The following is a 23,523-nucleotide window of genomic DNA, read 5'->3' on the forward strand; positions in this document are numbered from 1 at the left end:
GCCTAGTCCTATTGACAATAAAATTAAATAATTACTGATATCAATATTATGATTAATAAATGTAATATGACGACTTTAAGTGATGAGCTTGTTGCAGATGCTACACACCTTGACCATGTGTTATTACAGTTAAGTGTCATAGATTGGTGTGGTCACGATGAGTTTATTTTATTTGTCGATAAGCTTGTTAATGAAACTCAAAAAACATTAAATATTGTCGATGTAAACATCCATTTATTTACGGACGTTTTTACTGGCGTGATGCTATTATTACCACGCCATATATCAATACTAGATCTTGATACAGGATTCAGTATCGCTGAGGCTTTACAACTTAATAACGGTTTAATAGTTACCCAACCAATTGATAATAAAAGTAATGAGTTTAGTTTTATTAATTTGGTTTCCCCCTTGTTTAAAGGCGATAAATTAATTGGTACAATTAATTTTAAAGGCTTGCAAGTACGCGATAGTACGTCAACCTTAATCACCTCTTTTTGTCAATCTGTTGCTATTTTAGTACAGCGTAATCTACGGTTAATGGATAACGAATTACAGTGTGCATTATCGGTAGAAACAGCGAGTCAATCGCAACTACAATTCCACAGTCTAGCCTTTTTTGATGCGCTAACAGGATTAGCTAATCGTCGCTTACTTAATCAAAAAATTGATACGCATTATGAAGCAGCAATCAATAATCAGGTCATTGGTGCATTATTATTTATTGATTTGGATTATTTCAAAGCTATTAATGATTCGCTAGGTCATGCCGTCGGAGATGAAATATTAGTCGAAGTTGCTCAGCGATTAAGAGAAATACAACGAGATCAAGATTTAATTTCTCGCTTAGGAGGGGATGAGTTTGTCATCTTGTTACCTGATTTGTCTGAAAATCCAATGCATGCCGAACAACACGCCAATCTATTCGCTGAACAATTAATCGAGCGCATTTCCCAGCCTTATTTATATAAGGGGCAAGCTTTGTATATCGGAGCCAGTATTGGTGTAACGTTATTTCCAAGTAAAGACCAAGAAACGGCTGATTTGTTAAAGCAAGCGGATACGGCCATGTATCAAGCTAAATCAAATGGCCGAAAAAAAGTCACTTTCTTTGATGTGAAAATGCAACGTAAAGCAGATAAGCGTTTGTATATTTACAATTGCCTGAAAAGTGCAATTGCTAAGAATGAATTGTTTTTGCATTACCAACCGCAACATATGGTGCAAAGTGGCGAGATTATTGGTGTTGAAGCGTTAGTGCGTTGGCATTTAGGCGGCAAACAACAAATATCTCCTGCCGAATTTATTCCGATTGCCGAGGAAACCGATCTTATTATTGATATCGGTATATGGGTACTACAGGCCGCGTGCGGTCAATTTGTTGAATGGCAATTACAAGGCGTTAATGTACCGCAATTATCTGTGAACGTGAGCACCCGACAATTTCATGATAATAACTTTGTTGATTCAGTATTGATGGTATTGGATGAGACTGGTATGGATCCGATGCAACTCAACTTAGAGATCACCGAGTCTGTGGTTATTGAGCATGCAGAAGACGCTATCCGTAAAATGACCGACTTGAAAAATATTGGCGTGAGCTTTGCTGTGGATGATTTTGGTGTGGGTTATTCGTCGTTAAGTTACTTAAAACGTTTGCCAGCGAATGAGCTGAAAATTGATCGCTCATTTATTCAAGGTATACCTTATAACGTGTCCGACATGGCGATTGTGGAAGCAGTATTGGCAATGGCAAAACACATGGGTTTTAATGTGACAGCTGAAGGGGTTGAAAGCCGCCAGCAGCTTGAATTTTTACAAGGCCAGCAATGCAGTTTTTACCAAGGTTTTTATGCGAGTAAGCCACTCACAGGCGAAAACCTCGCGCTTTATGTTCGACGCCTGCAAGGATAGCTTGGTGTCATTTACAACGTGTAGGTTATAACCCTAATGTAATAAATATGGATATAAGGTGAACATTTTTGTCTCTTTCGCATCTATATCCTTGTTAGTTACAGTTAAATGCTATTATTTTAGTAAGTAAATTGAATGACTACTTTTATCGGGCAAAGGGATCTAGCCATGAATAAATCGTTTAGTGCTGCATTATTATTTCTTATCTTTTCATTATCGACTCAAGCCGCTACCGCTGTTACGATCGCGGCTCTACGCTCTTCAATTGCAATGCATGGCGAGCCTGCTTACGGTAAAGACTTTACCCATTTCGATTATGTTAACTTAACGGCGCCGCGCGAAGGTACGTTACGACGTGCTGCTATGGGCAGTTTTGATAACTTTAATGGTTATATCGTTAAAGGCGTCTCGGGGAGTGGTACCGGATACTTATTTGATACCTTGATGCAGCAAAGTAGCGATGAAGCATTTACTTTATATGGTCTGGTGGCTGAATACATAGAAGTGCCAGAGGATCGTAGTTGGGTTCGTTTTCATTTAAATCCCAAGGCTCGATTTTCTGATGGGTCTGAGTTAACCGCAGCGGATGTGAAATTTACCTTTGATATATTGATAGAGAAAGGTGTTCCGCAATTACGCGCGCAATACAAAGACGTCACCAGTGTTGAAATCGAAAGTAAATCCGTTATTAAATTTAATTTAAAAGACAACAAGAATAAAGGGTTAGCCTTAATATTGGCCAAATTACCTGTGTTTTCTGAGAAAGACTGGCAAGGTAAAGATTTTGCGAAAGCGACATTTAATGTACCACTCGGTTCCGGGCCTTATACGGTGAAGGCATTTGATGCGGGTCGTAGTATTGAATACCTGCGTAATGATAATTATTGGGCGAAAGACTTACCCGTCAATCGCGGCCGTTATAACTTTAAACATATTATTTTTGATTATTACAAAGATGGCAGTATTGCTTTTGAAGCATTTAAAGCCGGTGACGTTGATTTTAGAGCTGAGAATATCTCTAAACAATGGGCGACGGGTTATCAAGGTAAGCAATTTACTTCTGGTCACATTATCAAAGAAGAGATTCAACATCAGAACCCACAAGGTATGCAGGCATTTTGGTTTAATTTACGTAAAGACAAATTTAAAGACCCAAATGTACGTAAAGCATTAGGCTTAATGTTTGATTTTGAATGGACGAATAGAACGTTATTTTATGGTGCGTATAAGCGCTCGGATAGTTTCTTTAGTAATTCAGAACTCGCAGCAGGCGGTATCCCTGAAGCGGACGAATTAGCTCTGCTTACGCCTTTTAAAGCACAATTACCTGCAGAGTTATTCACCCAAGTTTATACACTCGATAAAACCAAAGGCGATGGCCGAATTCGTAAGCAACAACGCCAAGCGATTAGCTTGTTGAAGAAAGCGGGTTGGGCATTAAAAGCGGGTAAAATGGTGGATACTAACGGTAAACAATTAAGTTTGGAGTTTTTGGTTTATAGCCCATCATTTGAACGTATTATTCAGCCATTTCGTAAAAATTTACAACGTATCGGTGTCGCCTCTGAGATCCGTATTGTTGATGTGTCGCAGTATGTGAATCGGTTAAATAATTTTGATTTTGATATCTATACCTTGATACAAGCACAAAGCCTCTCTCCAGGTAATGAACAGCTAAGTATGTGGGGCAGCGAGTTTGCCAATGTACCTGGTACGCTCAATCGTATTGGCTTACAAGATCCGGTTGTCGATGCGTTGGTGGCTAAGGTGATTAATGCCGCAGACCGTGACAGTTTGATTACTGCGACGAAAGCGCTTGATCGGGTTTTATTGTGGAAAAATTTGGTGATCCCGCAATGGCACATTAGCAGTTACCGCGTAGCATATTGGCAGCAAATACAGCGTCCGACACAGTTACCTAAGTATGGTTTAGCCATTGATAGCTGGTGGCAAAAAGACAGCGCTAGCAGTAAAGGGTACTAGGTAAATGTGGAGCTATATATTGCGTCGTTGTTTGTTAATGATCCCGACACTGTTGGGTATTATCACTCTTAATTTTATTATCATCCAAGCAGCGCCGGGTGGGCCTGTTGAGCAGTCGTTAGCTAAATTACAAGGAATAGAATCGTCAGCAACCAGTCGTGTTGACGGTAATAGTCAGGGTGAAGTGAAAGTTAATTTAAATCATGACAGTGGTAACCAGTATCGTGGTGCACAAGGTATTGATCCTGAATATATAAAAGAGTTAGAACGGTTATATGGATTTGATAAGCCTTTGTATGAACGCTATTGGTTGATGCTTAAAAGTTATTTACGATTTGATTTTGGCGATAGTTTTTTTCGCGATAGCTCTGTTATTGATCTGGTATTGGATAAGTTACCTGTATCTATTTCATTAGGCTTGTGGACCACGATCTTGGTGTATCTTATTTCGATACCTTTGGGGATAAAGAAAGCCATCTCACACGGTTCATCATTTGACGTGTGGAGTTCGAGTGCTGTGGTGATTGGTTTTGCGATACCTAATTTTTTGTTTGCGTTATTACTCATTGTGGTATTTGCGGGCGGCAGCTATTTTGATTGGTTCCCCTTACGTGGGCTCACTTCTGCTAACTTCGATGAATTAACGACCTTCGAGCAAATTAAAGATTATTTCTGGCATTTAACCTTACCTATTGTGGCCTCAGTGATCAGCAGTTTTGCTACTTTAACCTTGCTGACCAAAAATACATTTTTAGATGAAATTAATAAGCAATATGTGGTCACGGCGAGAGCCAAAGGATTGACCGAAAATCAGGTGTTATACGGACATGTATTTCGTAATGCCATGCTGTTAGTGATCGCGGGATTACCGGCTGCGCTTATCAGTATTTTCTTTACGGGTTCTTTGATGATTGAAATTATTTTCTCGTTAGATGGGCTTGGGTTATTGGGTTTTGAGTCGGTGATTAATCGCGATTATCCGGTGGTGTTTGGTACCTTGTATATTTTTACGCTAATGGGACTGATTATTAAGTTAATCAGTGATGTTACTTATATGTTGATTGACCCACGAATTAATTTTGAGGCGCAATCATAATGGGCTGGATCGCAACGTGGCATCGCATTAAACAAAATCCGATGAATCTAAATCGTTGGCAAACCTTTAAACATAATAAACGCGGTTATTGGTCGCTATGGTTGTTCAGTGGGTTATTCTTATTGAGCTTATGTGCCGATATTATTGCGAATGATAAGCCGTTATTAGTACGCTATAACGAAAGTTATTACTTACCTATTTTATATAATTATAGCGAGTTGGAATTTGGTGGTGAACTCGATATTCCCGCAGATTATCGTGATGAATATATTCAAGAGATAATTTTAGAACAAGGGGAAATGTGGTGGCCTTTGATCCGGTTTAGCTATGATACGTTTAATTACAATTTAACGGTACCCGCACCATCTGCGCCGGATAGTCAAAATTTATTAGGCACCGATGATCAAAGTCGCGATGTATTAGCGCGCCTTATTTATGGCTTCCGTATATCAGTGTTGTTTGCGATTACTCTGACCATATTTAGCACTATTATAGGTGTAGCCGTGGGCGCGACACAAGGGTACTTTGGTGGTCGTATCGATCTTTATGGCCAGCGTTTTATCGAGATCTGGTCAGGCTTGCCTATGCTGTTCTTGTTAATTATTTTAGCCAGTTTAGTGCAACCTAATTTTTGGTGGTTGTTGGGTATTATGCTGTTATTTAGCTGGATGGCATTGGTGGATGTGGTTCGTGCCGAATTTTTACGTGGTCGTCATCTCGAATATGTTATTGCAGCTAAAGCGCTGGGGCAATCTCATCGTGCGATTATGTTTAAACATATTCTGCCTAATGCCATGGTGGCCACGATGACTTTTATGCCGTTTATCTTCACAGGTGCATTAACCACATTAACCTCGTTAGATTTTCTTGGTTTTGGTTTAGAAGTAGGATCTCCTTCGTTAGGTGAGTTAATTAAGCAAGGTAAAAATAATTTACAAGCGCCTTGGTTGGGGATCACTGCATTTGTGTCTATGTCGGTAATTTTGGTGTTATTAGTCTTTATTGGAGAGGCGGCGCGTGATGCGTTTGATCCTCGTAAGGGGGCGTGATGAATAACGCTAAAGCGAAACCGCTGGTACTTGAAGTCAACGATTTATCGATTAGTTTTGGTCAACAACAAGTCGTTGAGCACGTCTCGTTTGATATTGAGAAAGGTAAAACATTTGCGCTGGTGGGTGAAAGTGGTTCAGGTAAATCTGTGACTGCATTATCTATTCTGCAGTTATTACCGTTTCCTGCGGTGAGCTATCCCGCGGGCAGTATTAAGTTGATGGGTAAAGAAGTCATAGGTAAAGACCGGGCTGTGATGCAATCGCTACGTGGTAATATGGCCAGTATGATCTTCCAAGAACCTATGACCTCGCTTAATCCTTTGCATACCATTGAAAAACAGATATCAGAAATACTCTTCTTACATCAAGGACTCAATAAAAAAGCAGCCCAGTTACGTTGTCTTGAATTACTCGATTTAGTCGCGATACCTGAACCCAAAAAACGATTAGACGCTTATCCGCATGAATTATCGGGCGGTCAGCGTCAACGTGTGATGATTGCCATGGCGTTAGCGAATGAACCAGATCTATTGATTGCAGATGAGCCGACAACCGCGCTTGATGTTACTGTGCAATTACAAATTTTGGAATTGTTAAAATCATTACAAGCTAAATTGGGAATGGCGATATTAATGATCACCCATGATCTTAATATTGTCCAACATTTGGCCGATGATGTGGCAGTGATGAGGAAGGGGAAAATTGTAGAAATTGGTGCTGTAGAGCGTATTTTTTCAGACCCTCGGCACACTTATACCAAAACCTTGCTGGATGCAGAACCACAGCGAAACATACCCGCGTTGGCATCGACAAAACCATTATTACAGATCAAAGATTTCAAAGTTTGGTTTCCACTAAAAAAAGGGCTTTGGCAGCGTACTTACGATCATGTTAAAGCGGTTGACGGTGTCTCGTTGCAATTAAATGAAGGTGAAACACTTGGTATTGTTGGGGAAAGTGGTTCTGGTAAAAGCACCTTGGTACGCGGCTTATTGAGGCTGATTGAGAGTGAAGGGGATATTTATTTTAATGGTACTAATCTGCAAAGACTAAACCTGACGGCCATGCGTGATTATCGTCAGTCGTTACAAATCGTCTTTCAAGATCCGTTTGGTAGCTTAAGCCCGCGTATGTCGGTTCGCCAGATTATTAGCGAGGGTTTAGAGGTGCAGGGTAAGCACAGCGATGCTGAAATCGAAATAGCGGTTAAGCAAGCTTTAATTGATGTTGCGCTACCTGCGGATGCCTTAGCGCGTTATCCGCATCAATTTTCGGGTGGGCAACGTCAACGCATTGCAATAGCACGTGCCTTAGTACTAAAGCCAAAAATATTAATTCTAGATGAACCTACATCCGCATTAGATCGGACGGTGCAAAAACAGATCTTAGATTTATTGTGTCAATTACAGCGGCAGCATCAATTAAGTTATATATTTATCACCCATGACTTAAGTGTTGTACGGGCTGTGAGTCATCGTATAGTAGTATTGCAAGCTGGTAAAGTTGTGGAGGAAGGTGAAACAGAAGCTGTGTTCAATGAGCCGAAACAAGCTTATACGCAAGCATTATTGTCGGCTGCGATGTGTTTTAATTAAACTGCCTTAAATGCAATACTTTAGTGATAGTCTTATAGCATGAAGCATGCTAGCTTCTTAAATGCTTAACACTCGACGTTATTTAACTAAAGGATTATAGATGTCATCATTTTCAAGCCACTTTTACCAGTTTCTGCTGCGCGAACAACAAACTGACGATGATAAAATTAAAAGCATGGGGGTGATCACCTTTGCATTAGTCGGGATCATTGTTGGTGGCTATAGCGCGATAAAATGGAATAATTTAGAGGTAGCAGCGCTCGTGACGACGTCGGTTATTATGCTGATCGGCTTCTTAGGTAGTATTAGCTTAATTAAACTGGCGGTTAATCCTATTGTTGCGGGTAACGTCATGCTGTTTGGTGGCATGATTCATTTATCCAACCTGATGTTTCAAACTGGCGGGGCTGCTTCTCATTCAATTATGTGGGTTGCTGCTATAACGATTTTTGCTTATTTATTAATTAATGCTAAATCAGGTTTTTTCTGGTCGGTGATCATGGTCTCCGTTTATGTGGTGATGGTGGTGATGGATTATACGGGTTATGAACTACCACAATTGGTTTTATCGGCCAAAGATGCCAAGGTTGAGCATTATTCTGCTTTGCTTTTACCACCTTTGGCTATTTGGTTTGCTAATCATTACAACAATAAGTTACGTGACAAAGCCATTAGTAGTAATGACGCGGCGCTTAAAGCGGCTGAGTCAGCCTCTCATGCTGCGGAGCAAAGTCGTGAAGAACTACAGCAATTATTTGATCAAGTGAGTGAGACTGTTACTCAATTGGTGCAGACATCAAATGACTTAACCAGCCATTTAACAGAGATGTCTAAATACGCAAAAGACATTGATGATGGTGTTGGAGAGCAGGTATCAGCAACTGGGCATATTAATGAATTACTGCAACATACAGCATTACTCGTTGGTGATGCCAGTGACATAATTCAAACAGTAAGTAATGATTCGCAACGTGTTGAAGGTCAAGCTGATAATAGTTCGGTGGCGATGACTGCTACGATTACTTCTATGTCTGATATTAAAGAGAGTAATGACGCGATTGAAAAGGCAATCATGGTGATCACCGACATTGCAAATCAAACTAATCTACTTGCGCTCAATGCCGCGATTGAAGCCGCGAGAGCGGGCGAACTCGGCCGTGGATTTGCGGTTGTGGCAGATGAAGTGCGTAATCTATCAAAACGTAGTACGGAATCAGCCAATGAAATTAAGCTACTAATTGAAAAAAGTTCATCCGATGTAAACAATGGTTATGAAGCCGTTGAAACGAATGCTGAAACATTCGCTGAAATTATTGATGCGGTAACGAATATGAGTGGTCAAATTGCATGTGTGACAAGCAATGCTGTGAATACTAATGAAAATATTACGGGTGTATTGTCTGCAAGTGAAAAAGTAACCTTGGTCACTAAGACGAATGAGTTGAGCGTAAAAGCGATGAATAAGAGTATTGGTGAGTTGCTGCAAGTCAGTGATGAATTAAGCGGCATGTCTATACGGCTTGTTGCTATGGTAAATAGCCATTAGCGATATTCGTTATTGATATTATTCTACAAATACAAAAAAGCTCACTGCTAGTAGTGAGCTTTTTTGTAATTCTGAATGCTGTTTTTCTAAAGCGCTAACCCTAAGTTAGAGTGAGATAACCAAGCACGCCGGCATTGAAAAGCCAAATACGATGTATCACACCTGCTTGACCAATAAAGTGGTCGGCTGTTTCGATTTTCTAATTTTAATATAGCGTATTAATCTTAATATGCAACTATTGATAATGTATTTTAAGGCGTTTATTTTTAGTGAATGTTAATATAGTGACCTTGATCGTTAAGATTTAATGAGTCTACCCCTAAATATATGGCGATACCACACATTGTTATATCTGAAGACCCGTTAGGAAAAGGTAAAACGATTTTACAGATCACTTATCGACCTGATGATGAAATTAAAGGGAGACGTGTAATGATTTTTAAACCCGTTACGTGAGCAATTCGACTTTCATGCCATAAGGTATCTTGCGTTATCGACAGGGTTAAGCTAATCGTCATCCCCTGTATTATTCCGAGTAATAATCCCAACAAAATATAAGTTGGCAGGGATAAATTTATCGTTTGTTCGGGAATGAAAGGCGGTGTAATTATTTTAACTGTATTTGTCGACTCAAACTCACTGAGATCATAACTAATTGATACCATTTCATAGCGCGTGAGTAGATTCTGATAAAACGTGTTTGCTGTCGTGAAATTACGTTGTAATTCTAGTAACTCTTGTTCAATAATTGAATACTTATTTTGATTTTTTTGGAAATATGCATGTTGTTTTTCTAATGTTTTCAATTCTAATTTTACTTTCATGATGGAGTTTCTATAGTGCTCATAATCATCGAGTTCATTCAGTAATAACGGTGTTATTTGGGTTGTTAAAGCTTGGTGTGTAAGTCGCGTAATACGGTTTAACAGTAAATCTAGCGCTTGCTGGTTTTGTATTTTAGATTGGAGTTCTTGTCTTTGCTCTTTTAGACGAGATATCTGTCGGTTTGTTGACTTAACTTGCGAGTGTTGTTTTGTGTAATGTGCTAATTGTTGGATTTTTAATGTTTCGAGATGCCTCATTTTATTATCAATAAATTGAGCGGCGGGATTAGTTAGGATTAGTTTCTTTGTTAATAGCGTTAACTTAGATTGTAGTAAGGCTAATGTTTGCTCTTTATCTTTCATCGTACTTGTGATGTAAATCTGTTCCGACTCTCTGGCAGCATATAACTCAGGAATGATGTCGGCATGTTTAAATTTATAGTCAAACAGGGATTTTTCAGCTCGTAATAATATTTCATGTTGTTGCTTTAGTTGCTCAGCAAGAAAAATTTTACTGTTTAATGCGACATCTTGGTTGGGCTTAGTTAATCGTAAAATAAATTGATTACTGACCACGTCGAGTATCACGCTTAATTGTTGTGGATCCGGCCATACCATTTCAATAGTGACTAAGTCTGTCCCCGTGAGAAATAGCGTTAATGACGCTTTTATTTGCTCAACGATTATTTGCTGCTGTTCTGTTGAATCAGTTGAATTAATTAACCCTACTTGTCTTGCTACCTCTAATAATACTGACTTACGTTTAGCGAGAATATTAATGGTTTTAAATCGAGACTGAATATTAAGGGGCAGTGATAATTCGGCTAAGAACGGATTTAGCAGGTTGCGTTCTTGCAGTAAAATGGTGGTATGAGAGTGATAGCTGTCTGGAATACTACGGCCAACTTGATAGCCAATTAGGGGCATAGTTAATATTGGGATCAGCAAGTAAATACGTTTACGCCAGAAAATATCATAAAATCGATATAACCATGCCCACGCACTCATCTGTTGCTTGCCATTAGTTGATATGGTGCAATTAATAATGTTGTAAACAGTGCCATAAGTGATTGCCATCGATAAGAACTAAAATAGTAACAATACTAAAGTTGGTATTGTTACTATTTTAGTTAGCTGTTTGAATTATGGCAATATTCATGCTTATTTTGGATTATTTTTGCGCTTGAAGCGCTATATCACAGAGTGTTTTTATTCCTGTCAGTACACGGGGAGAAAAACGGTGAGATACATCAGGATTAATTCTAAATATATTACCATTTTTAACCGCAGGGATACTTTTCCAAGTTTGCCACTGTTGTAATTCACTATTGTTGACGGTACCAGCAATGATCACCGCGGGTTGTTTCACGAGCACTTGCTCAATGTTGATCACTGGATAGGGAACAGGACTGTCACTGAATACATTATTAAACCCACACAGGGCGAATTGTTCTTGTAACCAAGGATCACTGGCTACTGTCATTAATGGCGTTGCCCACACTTGATAAAACAGATCTTGTTTGGGATTATTCTTATAATCTTCACGTAGTTGATCTAAGGCTTTAAGGTATCTATTACTGACTGGGTTAGCAATCGCTTGTGTACCAAAGACTTCACCAAGCTTTTGTATTTGTGTGGCAACATCGGCTAATCCCCCCGTTTTTGATGCATAGACGGGGATCCCAAATTTTTTGAGTTGGTTGATATCGGCTGCTGAATTGCCTTGTTGCCAGTAAATAATCATATCGGGCTCAAGCGCGAGTATCGTTTCGATATTTATTTGTTGCGAGCTAGCGACAATGGGCAATGCTTTGGCCTCTTCAGGATAATCAGAGTAAGCACTGACACCGATCAGTCTATCACCAGCACCGGCGGCAAAAACCAGCTCTGTAGTATGTGGTGAGAGCGATACGATACGCTGTGGGTACTTTTCTTGCTCTGGTAAAGGTAATGCTTGAACCGGCAATGATAATACGACAAGTGGGATGATAACTAGCGTAATGAACCGTGCGTAAAAAGACATAAATTCTCATGATGTTAGAAAGTAAAATTGATTATCGTTAGACTATCTAATTGAAATAAGCAGATAGATCGCGCTGATAAAAATTAACCAGACGAGTAATGCCCACGTCAGTTTTTGTTGTGCTCGGTTGATATCATCGCGCTGTGCGGGTTCGGTATGACCAAGCTGACTAAATCGGTTCATTGTGCCTTGGTATTTTCGTGGTCCGCCTAGTTGAATCGCGAGACTATAGGCAAAACTTGATAATAAAAAGCCGCTGCTAAAGTGATGCCATTTCTTTGCCTGTTTGTTTAAATTTTCTAACGGACTTGTCGCGCGTTGTAAGCTGCGTAATGTGCATCCGAGAATGATATGATTCGGTGCTGAAAGTAAGTGCAGTAAGAATGCTGCAGGGCGGCCAAAATGACGATTAACGGTTAATTTACTATTCCAGTTATGTGCCATTAGTTGAATTACACGATAAATAATCGCGGCCCAGATACCAACGCTGATATACCAAAATATAACGGCAAACCACTGATAGCTATTACGTAGACACAGGTTTTCAATACTGGCTTTATGCAAACCGAGTAAGGATAACTGGTCTAAATCGCGTAATGTCCGAGGTTGTATTTGGCTTATGATGGTTTGTTTTTCGAGGTTACCTAAATCAATTTCAGGTAAATTTATTTTTTCCCATTTCAATAAACACAGTAATAGTACGAACTCAAATAAGATGGGTTCAATTACAATAAATTGAATGACGGCAGCGATAATTAAGATAAACCCAAGCATGGTGATGAGCGCAAGGTTACCTGCAATATATTGTTGCTGGTGGCTGCGTTGTGCATTATTTACTTTATCCGCAATGGCGCTAAATAATTGGTTTAAAAGTTGCGTAGGGTGAAAGTGAGGTGGGCAGAGTGGTAAGCGTGCGATGACGACTGCAGTCAGCAATATAAACACTGACTGCATACTGGTCCAATCCATGACCAAGTTCATGTTATTTTAACTCGTGTAACATGTTTACTACCATTGCTGATGAGTTCTTCGCGGCAACAACCAGGTATTCTTCAAATGATGTCGGAGATTCTTTACCTGCAATATCTGATAATGAACGGATCACAACAAAAGGTACGTCAAACTGGTGACATGTTTGCGCAATTGCTGCTGCTTCCATTTCTACTGCTGCCATTGTAGGGAAGTTAGTACGTGCTTCTTCTACTTTTTTCGGATCAGCCATGAAGCTATCACCAGTGCAAATTAAACCTTCGATAGTTTTAATGTCGTCTGCTGAGATCGCTTTTTTAGCGGCTTCAACAAGACGTGGGTCAGGGATATAAGCAGCAGGTTTTTGTGCACATTGACCTATTTCGTAACCAAACACAGTTAAGTCAACGTCGTGGTGACGCACTTCACTTGAGATCACTACATCACCAATTTTAAGCGTTTTATCGTAACCGCCTGCGGAACCGGTATTGATAATGTAATCAGGTTTGTAATGTTCAAGCAGTAATGTTGTCGCTACGGCTGCAGCAACTTTACCAATACCTGATTTACTTAAAATTACATCATGACCTGCAAGTGAGCCGCTATAGTATTCACAGCCAGCTTGAGTAAATGTTGTTACGTTCTCTAGTTGTTCGCGCAGGATCTCAACTTCCTGCTCCATTGCACCAATAATACCAATTTTCATCGTTGTCTCTAATCTATCTCGAAAAGTGTAATGCTAGCACAGTTTTGTTGCGGTATGAATTGGTCGCCAAGGTATTAATTAAAAGAAACACCTAAGCCAAACGTAAGTTTAAAGTCATTTTTTTCTAATGGAGAGCCATCAATATCGGGTGGGGGATTATTGATTCGGACCCAGAAAAATGTAATTTCGAAATCAAGTACATCAGTGAGCTCAATATCAAAGTTTAATTTCGTATTTTGTCGGAGTCCACCAAGGTCAGATTCTGTTGCCGTCAATTTATAACTTAATTCCAAATCAATCTTGTCATGTATTTCACGTTCATAATCGAGACCGAAGGATACAGCGAGACTGGCATCACTTTTATTGAGTTCTGCATCAGTATATTCATATTTCGTATATAAATAAGAGGGACCTAAGTTCATTTCCAACTCTTGCTCGCCGTCGTCAATAAATTGATAACCGATACCCATACCGAGATCGATCTGGCTGTTTACATTTTGTAGCGGATCGCGATATAAGTTTAAATCAATTGGTCGGAAAAAAAGATCTTTATCATTATAAACATCGTAGGTCATTAGAAAACGATGGCTCTCATCGGTTTGCACATTATTGGTCTCGCCAATGATCGCGGTATATGAGGTTTTAATTCGTGATGTTGTGGTGTGACGAGAAAACTCAACATTGGTATTATATTCGAGTTTATTGGTATTACCCGAGCTTAGGTTTGCCCCTAAGGCTACCTTACCTTTCCAGATATTGGTACCGGTTTCGGGGCCAGCGATCAGGGTCATAAGGTCTTTTTGATTAACTTTATGTTGACGATTGTTACTGATCGTCATTACACCATTTTCAAGTGCAATCGTACCTGTGATAACCCTCCCGTTAACGGTTAAAATGGTAAATAATTGGCGGCTATTAATACGGCTAATGTCTTTCCATTTAATTTTTAAATCGCCGAGGTCATCGCTATCAAAAGCAAGTTTGTCATTATAGAGATCTTCAATTTTCCCAATTAAGAATTCTCCCGATTTTAACCAGACCCAGTCTTCATCTATACCTAAGCTATCTGCGAGGATGATTTCTTGACTATTTTCAGTGGTGGTAACCGCATCTGTATTCACGGCGATATTGGTCTCAATGCTTGTCGGCTCGGTAACAGGGAGGGGGGATTCTGTTTTAATATAATCGCCTAGAATTATTTCTTGCGCAGCAAAACTCGGTACGCTAACTAGCATACTTAAAAAAGTGAAAGCGATTCTGAGTTTAATCAACTTTAATTTTGTTGTTGTGAGGGCGTTAAGCGAATTCATTATTACCAAGTATTAAGCCATTGATGCCTTTAAATTGACGGATATAATATAAAAAATAAGTCTATAATTAAATATATTATCGATTTTTATAGCTTAAAATAAAGAATAAAAAAACGCCAGCATTATTAATGCTAGCGTTTTTAATTAGATATGTAATTTAAAATGTTTAACTCTTTAAACGTCTAAATAGTCGAGTATTGCCTCGGCAGCACGGCGGCCTTCATCAATCGCTGTTACGACTAAATCTGACCCTCGAACAGCATCTCCGCCAGCAAAGATTTTTGGATTTTCGGTTTGGAATGGGAAGTCGCTTTGTTCTGGTGCAATAATGCCATTCCAGCTATTTGTTGTTACACCTTCATCCAATAACCATTGTGCCGGATTTGGTTGGAAACCAAATGCTTGAATAACCGCATCGGCTTTTAGCACGTGCTCAGAACCAATCACTTGCTCGGCACGACGACGACCTTTTTCATTTGGCTTACCTAAACGGGTTTTCACCATTTTAACGCCTGTGGTTTTATCGCCAACAACTTCAATATCAAGTGGTTGTAAATTCCATAAGAATTTAACGCCTTCTTCTTTGGCATTTTTAACTTCGCGCTTAGAACCTGGCATGCTTATTTCGTCTCGGCGATAAGCACAATAAACGTTTTTAGCACCTTGACGAACCGCAGTTCGAACACAGTCCATCGCCGTATCACCACCACCAAGGACAACGACCGTTTTACCTTTTAAATTGATAAATTCATCAGCACTTTTTTCAAAGCCGAGTTCATTATTCGTATTTGCAATCAGGTAAGGTAGGGCGTCATAAACACCTTGTGCAGCCCCGTTGTCAAAACCACCATTGATGTATTTATACGTACCAACACCAACAAATACAGCATCGTACTCTGCCACTAATTCACTGAATTGAATATCTTTACCAATTTCAGTGTTAAGGCAAAATTCGATCCCCATTTCTGTGAATACTTCACGGCGATGAGTCATTACACTTTTATCAAGCTTAAATGCTGGAATACCAAACGTTAATAAACCACCGATTTCTGGGTTACGGTCATAAACGACGGGTGTTACACCATTACGCACTAAGATATCTGCAGTGGCAAGACCAGCTGGACCCGCACCGATAATCGCCACTTTTTTATCATTGCGAACAACCTTAGACATGTCTGGGCGCCAGCCCATCTTAAAGGCTTCGTCGGTAATGTATTTTTCAACATTACCAATAGTAACCGCACCGAAATCTGTATTTAGCGTACAAGAACCTTCGCACAAACGATCTTGTGGGCAAACTCGACCACAAACTTCAGGTAAACTGTTGGTTTCATGACAAAGCTCTGCAGCTTCAATAATGCGACCTTCTTCAACCAATTTTAGCCAGTTTGGAATGTAGTTATGTACTGGGCATTTCCACTCACAGTAAGGGTTACCACATTCTAAACAACGACCCGCTTGCATTTTTGCTTGGTTCGCCGTAAACGGTTTATAAATTTCGATAAAGTCCACTTTACGGATCTTTAACGCTTTTTTATCTGGATCAATGCGTTGTACATCGACAAATTGAAATACATTATTACTCATGATCCCTCCTATTGAGCCTGGACACGTAGCTCTGCAGCAGAGCGTGATTTATGGCCAAGTAATGCGTTCATATCAGCTGACTTAGGCTTGATAATAAAGAATTTTCTTATCACAGTATCAAATTCATTAAGTAGGTCTTGCGCATGCTGACTACATGTTTGTGCAAGGTGTTCAATGATAATACCGCGAAGGTGTTCAACGTGCATTGGGTAATCCGTTACTGCATGTTGTTCCACTAGTTCATTGTTAAGTTTACTTGATAATTGACCATTTAGGTCATAAATATAAGCAAAACCACCTGTCATACCGGCACCAAAGTTAACGCCCGTATCACCTAGGACTGTCACAATACCACCCGTCATGTATTCACAACCGTTGTCACCAATACCTTCGATTACAGCATTTGCACCAGAGTTACGTACAGCGAAACGTTCACCAGCTAAGCCAGCTGCGTATAATTCGCCACCTGATGCGCCATATAGACAAGTATTACCAGCTATAACCGCTTCGTGTGTTTTAAACGCTGAACCAGGTTCTGGGCGGATAACAATACGCCCACCTGTCATGCCTTTGCCTACGTAATCGTTGGCATCGCCAGTCAGATTAAGATTTAAGCCGCCAGCATTCCATACACCAAAACTTTGACCGGCAGTACCTGTAAAGTTTACTGTGATAGGATCCGATGCCATACCTTGGTTACCATGCTGTTTCGCAATTTCACCAGACAGACGGGCACCAACTGAACGATCGGTGTTTTTAATTGGGAAGCTACTTGATAACCCTGATTTTTCAGTGATTGATTCTAAGTAATGCGCAATTAAAGCTTCGTTAAGTTCTGCTTTATCATACGGTTCGTTGGTTGCTTGGCAATATATACCTAAGCCTTCTTTTGGCTTTGGCTTATAGGTAATACCAGATAAATCAATTTTACGTTGCTTATCAGTGAGACCGTCTAGTTGTACTAATAAATCAGTACGACCAATTAAATCGGTTAACTGAGTTACGCCAAGTGATGCCATTATTTCACGGGTTTCTTGAGCAATAAACTTGAAGTAGTTCATGACCATCTCCGGTAGACCATGGAAGTGATCTTGACGTAATTTGTCGTCTTGTGTTGCAACACCTGTCGCGCAGTTGTTTAAGTGACAAATTCTCAGGAATTTACAACCTAAGGCCACCATTGGTCCAGTACCAAAACCAAAGCTTTCGGCACCAAGAATAGCACCTTTAACAACATCGAGACCGGTTTTTAGGCCACCATCGACTTGTAAGCGGATACGATGACGTAAGCCATTTTCAACTAATGCTTGTTGTGTTTCTGCTAAGCCAAGCTCCCAAGGGCTACCTGCATATTTAACAGAGGTAATCGGACTTGCAGCTGTACCGCCGTCATAACCTGAAATGGTAATTAAATCGGCATACGCTTTTGCAACACCTGTCGCAATCGTACCAACACCTGGTTCAGATACTAATTTAACGGATACTAATGCAGATGGGTTGATCTGTTTAATATCAAAAATCAGCTGTGATAAATCTTCAATTGAATAAATATCATGATGCGGTGGTGGTGAAATAAGAGTGACTCCGGGTACTGAATTACGTAGTTTAGCAATTTCAGTTGTTACTTTATGTCCCGGTAATTGGCCACCTTCACCTGGTTTTGCACCTTGTGCGACTTTAATTTGAATGATTTCTGCATTCATTAAGTAATGCGGTGTTACACCAAAGCGGCCAGACGCGATTTGTTTAATTTTAGAGACTTTTAAAGTACCAAAACGACGTGGATCTTCACCGCCTTCACCCGAGTTAGAGTTACCACCTAAGGTGTTCATCGCAATCGCCAGTGCTTCATGTGCTTCAGGGCTTAATGCACCGATTGACATTGCTGCGGTATCAAAACGTTTATACAGATTATCTTCATGTTCAACATCATCAATCGCAATTGGATTTTCTGATTTTTTCAGCTGCAACATATCACGCAAGGTTGCAATAGGGCGCTCATTTACTTCTGTTGAATACTGCTTGTAGTCTTCATATTTACCGCTTTGTACTGCTGTTTGTAATGTACTGACAACATCGGGATTATAAGCATGGTATTCACCACCGTGAACATATTTCAGTAGACCGCCTTGTGAGGTCGGTTTACGTTTTGTCCATGCTAATTTACTGAGTTTCTGTTGGTCGATATGGAAATCGCTAAAGTCAGCGCCTTTGATACGGCTGCTTGTGCCTTTAAAGCATAACTCGATAACTTCATCGGCTAAACCTACGGCTTCAAACAGTTGTGAGCAACGGTAACTGGCAATGGTAGAAATACCCATTTTCGACATGATCTTGTACAGGCCTTTATTAATACCATTACGGTAGTTTAATAATGTCTTCGCAATATCTTGTGGGATGGTCTCTATTTCAACTAGTTTACGCAGTGATTCATAAGCAAGATATGGGTAAACAGCCGTTGCACCAAAACCAAGTAATACGGCGAAATGATGCGGATCACGGGCACTTGCTGTTTCTACAACAATATTGGTATCACAGCGTAAGTTCGCTTCAACCAAGGCTGTTTGTACTGCACCAACGGCCATTGCTGCTGGGATAGGTAGCTGACTTTTTGCTAACGTACGATCTGTTAGCACTAATAGCACCGCCCCTGAAGTAGCAAGTTCAACTGCTTCTGCAGTAATACGTGCTACCGCGCGTGCTAATGTCTCATTTTGACCGTTAAAGCAAAGGTTAATTTTTGCTGTTTTATAGTACTCGCCGCTTAATTCAGTGACTTGCTTGAAGTCTGAGAATAGTAGTATTGGTGAATCAAATAGTACGCGGTGCGCATGACCATCTGTTTCATTAAATACATTGTGCTCACGACCGATGCAAGTTGCCAATGACATGACATGGTTTTCACGTAATGGATCGATTGGGGGGTTGGTTACTTGCGCGAACTTTTGGCGGAAGTAGTCATACAGCGAACGTGTTTTAGTTGAAAGTACAGCCATCGGAGTGTCATCACCCATAGAGCCTGTCGCTTCTTGCGCATTTTCACCTAGAACACGAATAATCTGATCGAGCTCTTCTCTACTATAATCAAATTGTTTTTGATATGTAGCTAATTGCTCGTCATTAAAAGTCCGCATACCAATGGCTTCTTTTGGTAATACTTCAAATGGTGTCAGTCTCGTTGAATTATTAGTTAACCATTCACGGTAAGGATTACGGCCTTTTAATTCTTGGTCAATGTCCCAAGAGGTCCATAATTTCCCTGTTTCAGTATCGATAACTAATAATTCGCCTGGGCCTACACGGCCTTTTTCGATAACTTCATCAGCAGTGTAATCCCAAATACCGACTTCAGAGGCAACGGTAATGAAGCCATCTGTGGTGCGTACATAACGTGCTGGGCGTAAACCATTCCGATCGAGACCACAAGCCGCATAACGACCATCACTCAGTACGATACCCGCTGGGCCATCCCAAGGTTCCATATGCATTGAGTTAAAATCATAGAATGCGCGTAGATCATCATCCATATTGGGATGATTCTGCCATGCTGGCGGCACTAATAGACGGAAAGCGCGGAAAATATCCATACCACCGGCTAAGAAGAGCTCTAGCATGTTATCCATTGACGATGAATCTGAGCCTTTGGTATTAACAAACGGCGCTGCGTCGTGCATATCAGGGAGTAATGGGGAACTAAATTTATAACTACGTGCGCGAGCCCATTCTCGGTTACCTTCGATCGTGTTAATTTCACCATTGTGCGCCATAAAGCGGAATGGTTGTGCTAACGGCCATTTTGGCGATGTATTTGTTGAGAATCGTTGGTGGAATAAACAAATTGCAGATTGCATACGAAGATCGGCAAGGTCTAAGAAGAACCTCGGCAGATCACCCGCCATACACAAACCTTTGTAAATCGTGACTAGGTTTGACAAGCTGGCAATATAGAAATCACTATCATCTGTAATGCGTTTTTCGATACGACGTTTAGTTAAATATAAACGACGTTCGATATCTTTAGGCGCCCAGCCAGCGGGTGCATTGATAAAGATTTGTTGAATTTGTGGCAATGATGACATTGCAATTTCACCGAGTACGCTCGTATCAAGAGGGACTTCACGCCAGCCAACAACATTCAGTGTTTCGCGTTCGAGCTCTTCTTTAATGATTTGCTTTGCTACTGCTGATTTATCCGTATCTTGATTTAAGAACATCATTCCTACGGCGTAGTTACTTCCGAGATTCCAATCATTTTCTACCGCGATAGCACGGAAAAACCCGTCAGGTTTTTGCATTAGCAAACCACAGCCATCTCCTGTTTTTCCATCTGCCGCGATACCGCCCCTATGTTGCATACGGTCTAATGATGATATAGCGACGCGAACTAACTTGTGACTAGCTTCACCTTCTTGATGGGCAATTAAACCAAAACCACAGTTGTCTTTTTCCAGCGACGGGTCATAGACTGACATTGCACTTCTCCCTTGCATTCAATTCACTAAGTTCTAAACTATGTACACCCAATTGAGCTTCTACTCACGAGTACAAAATACATAAAAAAATAGATAAATCGTTAAAGTTTCCAAAAGCCGAAAATTGGCTAACCTGCCAAATTTACCAGAATTAATACTTAGGTCAATCTAAAAATGTATTCTGAGCTACTTATCACCTTTTCATGTAAATGGTCCATTTGTTTTGATATTGGATAATAAACTGGCCAAAATACTGATGATTATTTAAAAAATGGTTTTTTATTTTGACAATATGACATTGTGTGATTTTTTACCTCTGTTTTCATGGTTGTCCATGTTATTGCGGAGTGTTTACCTCCTGTTTAATTGTAATGTACTGATTTATTTAGTTTATGCTAGTTGGTACTAAAGTATTAAAACAAAAGTGGGCGATAGTGGTAGTTTTAATTATAACTGCTTTACAGTGATCTCATTTTGGTGTTGTATAGTTCATCAGCGTGAGATGGATCTTAGGTAAAATATGGATTTAAATTATCGATTTTTTATAACTGAAATATTCAGTTGGTGGCAGGATATTACTGGACTTTCAACAAGTACGTCGGTCGGTATGACGTTTTGGTTGGTTGTCACTGCCTTATTGATAAGCATCCTTGTTATTTTAACGCTATTGCGAAAACTCACGACTTGCCAATCATTATTGACTTTTTCGGCAACGCCGACACTTGTTCTTGATATTAAAAAAGGCACGATACTTTATTCTAATTCTGCAATCGCGACTATCTTCGAACAAGAGAATAATACCAGTAATATTATTGCACAATGTTGCTTCGAGCGTTTATCCCATCGAGTTGATGAGACTACGGTCACTAATGATGTTTTCCATATTAAGCAGCTAAAAAAGACGTTACGCTTTAGCGCGGTACAAATCAAATATCAACGTCGCTGGGTTTGGTTGTGTCAGATCGATCATATTGGTACAAACTCTTCCGCTATTTCGCCTTGGGATATAGATGGTCAAATCATTAATAGCTTATTTCTCTCCAATTCGGCTTTTATTCATATTAAAACCTTAGATGGATTAATTCTTAATTGTTCACCATCATGGGCAGCTCAATTCGACCAATCGATAGAGCAAGTGAATGGCCATTTTGAACACGATTTTTATAGCGCCTCCAAGCTGGCACAAATTCATTCTTATGAGAAAACGGTCCTCACAGGTAAAGTTGAAAAATATGAAGAATGGAGCACAGTCGATGATAATAATATGTTATTACAAACCATTAAATATCCCTTGTATGATGAACACAAAAAAGTGGTCGCTATCTTAACTGTATCTAATGACCGAACGGAAGTAATGGAACTGAATGAGCGATTACTTAATGAGAATAGTGAACACTTACGTATAGAAGCTGAGCTTAGCCGTAATAATAGCTTATTAAACTCAGTCATTAATGCGACACCAGATCCCGTTGCGTTTATGAATTGCAATGGAAAATTTGTGGGTGCGAACGAAGGGTATTGTGAAGTCGTTGGTGTTAAACATGCCGATTTGATTGGTATGGATAGAGAAAGCTTGATTAGTATTGATAAAAGATCATGGTTGTTTGAGCAAGAAAACCAATTATTACTGGATGGTAAATCTGTTCGCTATGAAGAGTTGTTGCATCTATCAGAGCAAAACCCACGTTGGTATGAAATATGTAAGCAGCGCTATGTAAATAATACTAATGGTGAAAGTGGTATTTTAATTATCTATCGAGATTTAACTGAACGTAAGCGCATTGAGCATGATCTTGAGCAAGCCATTGAGAAATTTGATGAATTGAGCTCAACGGATGCTCTGACAAAAGTGGCGAATCGACGCACCTTTGATAATAAACTACAGCATTATTGGTCAACTCATCATCGAGAAGTGAAACAGATGTCTTTATTGTTCTGCGATGTCGATTGTTTCAAGTTATATAATGATAATTACGGTCATCCAATGGGTGATATTGTATTGACTGAATTAGCCCAAGTGATGAATGACCAAGTACACCGTGGCGCTGATTTAGTCGCGCGTTATGGTGGTGAAGAGTTTGCTGTTATTTTGCCTAATACCGATGAAGAGGGGGCTGCTCGCCTTGCCAGAAAGATCATTACTGCTGTTGAAGGTTTAGGTATTGAGCATGCTCATTCTAAAGCGGCAAAACATGTCACACTGAGTATCGGTATTGCAACTATGCGCCCAGTATCTGAAAATTCGGAAGTACAATTACTTGAAAATGCGGATAAAGCATTATATATAGCGAAGGAAAATGGACGAAATCAGTATTCGGTGTATCAAGAGTTAAGTCATGATAATGACATACAGGAATTAGATTTTGATTTATTAAAACCTTAATTTTTCTATGGTTTGCGTATAACCTATCGTATATTATGGATGGTCTAGATAATTTTATATGGA

The 23,523-nt window shown here is 39.8% G+C and carries 14 protein-coding genes; 7 read left to right on the forward strand and 7 right to left on the reverse strand.

All coding sequences use genetic code 11. The features are described from left to right. The first annotated feature begins 66 nt into the window (after nt 1–66). From HWV01_RS04295 to HWV01_RS04320, 6 genes are all read left to right on the forward strand, one after another. A complete protein-coding gene (locus HWV01_RS04295) occupies nt 67–1,914 on the forward strand; it encodes a bifunctional diguanylate cyclase/phosphodiesterase (protein ID WP_249185438.1) in 1,848 nt (615 codons plus the stop codon). 168 nt (nt 1,915–2,082) lie between these two features. Beyond that, the gene (locus HWV01_RS04300; protein ID WP_211674224.1) at nt 2,083–3,897 is read left to right on the forward strand and encodes an extracellular solute-binding protein; all 1,815 of its coding nucleotides are present in this window, start codon (nt 2,083–2,085) and stop codon (nt 3,895–3,897) included. A 4-nt stretch (nt 3,898–3,901) separates the two neighbouring features. Beyond that, nucleotides 3,902–4,993 (forward strand): microcin C ABC transporter permease YejB, encoded by a 1,092-nt coding sequence (locus HWV01_RS04305; protein ID WP_045111527.1) that lies wholly within the window; start codon nt 3,902–3,904, stop codon nt 4,991–4,993. A 26-nt stretch (nt 4,994–5,019) separates the two neighbouring features. Beyond that, a complete protein-coding gene (locus HWV01_RS04310; protein WP_305794000.1) occupies nt 5,020–6,042 on the forward strand; it encodes an ABC transporter permease in 1,023 nt (340 codons plus the stop codon). After that, a complete protein-coding gene (locus HWV01_RS04315) occupies nt 6,042–7,640 on the forward strand; it encodes an ABC transporter ATP-binding protein (protein ID WP_211674226.1) in 1,599 nt (532 codons plus the stop codon). Before HWV01_RS04310 ends, HWV01_RS04315 begins: the two co-directional genes overlap by 1 nt. A 100-nt stretch (nt 7,641–7,740) precedes the next feature. Beyond that, nucleotides 7,741–9,186, forward strand: a complete 1,446-nt coding sequence (locus HWV01_RS04320; RefSeq protein ID WP_211674227.1) for a methyl-accepting chemotaxis protein — start codon at nt 7,741–7,743, stop codon at nt 9,184–9,186. Between the two features lie 395 nt (nt 9,187–9,581). Here HWV01_RS04320 and HWV01_RS04325 read toward each other — a convergent pair whose 3' ends face one another. The 7 genes from HWV01_RS04325 to gltB all read right to left on the reverse strand — a co-directional run bounded on the left by HWV01_RS04325 (nt 9,582) and on the right by gltB (nt 21,077). Then, the gene (locus tag HWV01_RS04325) at nt 9,582–11,087 is read right to left on the reverse strand and encodes a polysaccharide export protein (RefSeq protein WP_249185439.1); all 1,506 of its coding nucleotides are present in this window, start codon (nt 11,085–11,087) and stop codon (nt 9,582–9,584) included. A gap of 94 nt (nt 11,088–11,181) precedes the next feature. After that, nucleotides 11,182–12,033 carry a cobalamin-binding protein gene (locus HWV01_RS04330; protein ID WP_211674228.1) on the reverse strand — a complete coding sequence of 284 codons (852 nt, stop codon included), beginning with the start codon at nt 12,031–12,033 and terminating at the stop codon, nt 11,182–11,184. Nucleotides 12,034–12,075: 42 nt separating this feature from the next. Beyond that, nucleotides 12,076–12,987 (reverse strand): cobalamin biosynthesis protein, encoded by a 912-nt coding sequence (locus tag HWV01_RS04335; RefSeq protein ID WP_249185440.1) that lies wholly within the window; start codon nt 12,985–12,987, stop codon nt 12,076–12,078. 28 nt (nt 12,988–13,015) lie between these two features. Beyond that, on the reverse strand, nt 13,016–13,708 hold the full coding sequence (gene mtnN, locus HWV01_RS04340) for a 5'-methylthioadenosine/S-adenosylhomocysteine nucleosidase (RefSeq protein WP_211674230.1): 693 nt from the start codon (nt 13,706–13,708) through the stop codon (nt 13,016–13,018). A gap of 74 nt (nt 13,709–13,782) precedes the next feature. Beyond that, entirely contained in the window at nt 13,783–15,018 is a 1,236-nt protein-coding gene (locus tag HWV01_RS04345; protein ID WP_211674231.1) for a YdiY family protein, read from the reverse strand. A gap of 174 nt (nt 15,019–15,192) precedes the next feature. Beyond that, nucleotides 15,193–16,605, reverse strand: a complete 1,413-nt coding sequence (locus HWV01_RS04350) for an FAD-dependent oxidoreductase (RefSeq protein WP_211674232.1) — start codon at nt 16,603–16,605, stop codon at nt 15,193–15,195. Nucleotides 16,606–16,613: 8 nt separating this feature from the next. Next, entirely contained in the window at nt 16,614–21,077 is a 4,464-nt protein-coding gene (gene gltB, locus HWV01_RS04355) for a glutamate synthase large subunit (protein WP_211674233.1), read from the reverse strand. A 520-nt stretch (nt 21,078–21,597) separates the two neighbouring features. On the opposite strand from gltB, the gene HWV01_RS04360 reads away from it, so the two are divergent. Continuing rightward, entirely contained in the window at nt 21,598–23,460 is a 1,863-nt protein-coding gene (locus HWV01_RS04360; RefSeq protein ID WP_211674234.1) for a sensor domain-containing diguanylate cyclase, read from the forward strand. Nucleotides 23,461–23,523: the final 63 nt, after the last annotated feature.

It is taken from the genome of Moritella sp. 5, from assembly GCF_018219455.1.
Classification (GTDB): Bacteria; Pseudomonadota; Gammaproteobacteria; order Enterobacterales; family Moritellaceae; genus Moritella.